Genomic DNA, 836 nt, shown 5'->3' with positions numbered 1-836 from the left:
GGTTACGGTTAATGAGGATGCGACCTATACGCTCCAGGCCTCGGACTTTGGCTTTAGTGATACCGCTGACTCGGATGCGTTTGCCTCGGTCGTGATTGCCACGCTGCCGAGTGCTGGTTCGCTCAAGCTTGATGGGAGCGCGGTGAGTTCGGGGGATTCGATCACAGTTGCGGCGATCAGCAGTGGCGATCTCACCTTTACCCCGGCTGCCGATGCCAACGGCTCGGGCTATGCGAGCTTTGACTTCCAGGTGGTCGATGACGGTGGCACTGGCAACGGCGGTGAGGACACCGACCAGAGCGCGAACACGCTCACGGTTGATGTCACGTCGGTGAATGATGCGCCCTCCGGTACCGATAAAACGGTCACGGTTAATGAGGATGCGACCTATACGCTCCAGGCCTCGGACTTTGGCTTCAGTGATACCGCTGACTCGGATGCGTTTGACTCGGTCGTGATTGCCACGCTGCCGAGTGCTGGTTCGCTCAAGCTTGATGGGAGCGCGGTGAGTTCGGGGGATTCGATCACAGTTGCGGCGATCAGCAGTGGCGATCTCACCTTTACCCCGGCTGCCGATGCCAACGGCTCGGGCTATGCGAGCTTTGACTTCCAGGTGGTCGATGACGGTGGCACTGGCAACGGCGGTGAGGACACCGACCAGAGCGCGAACACGCTCACGGTTGATGTCACGTCGGTGAATGATGCGCCCTCCGGTACCGATAAAACGGTCACGGTTAATGAGGATGCGACCTATACGCTCCAGGCCTCGGACTTTGGCTTCAGTGATACCGCTGACTCGGATGCGTTTGACTCGGTCGTGATTGCCACGCTGCCGA

At 59.3% G+C, this 836-nt stretch carries 1 protein-coding gene; it reads left to right on the top strand.

Annotated elements, in window-relative coordinates; all coding sequences use genetic code 11:
• On the top strand, positions 1-836 hold an 836-nt coding region (locus BA899_RS01805), incomplete at both ends, for a cadherin-like domain-containing protein (protein ID WP_200833028.1).

It is taken from the genome of Spiribacter sp. SSL99 (assembly GCF_009805925.1).
Taxonomy (GTDB): Bacteria; Pseudomonadota; Gammaproteobacteria; order Nitrococcales; family Nitrococcaceae; genus Spiribacter; species Spiribacter roseus.
Note: the sequence above shows the minus strand (reverse complement) of the source record. Positions and strands in the feature narration are given on the sequence as shown.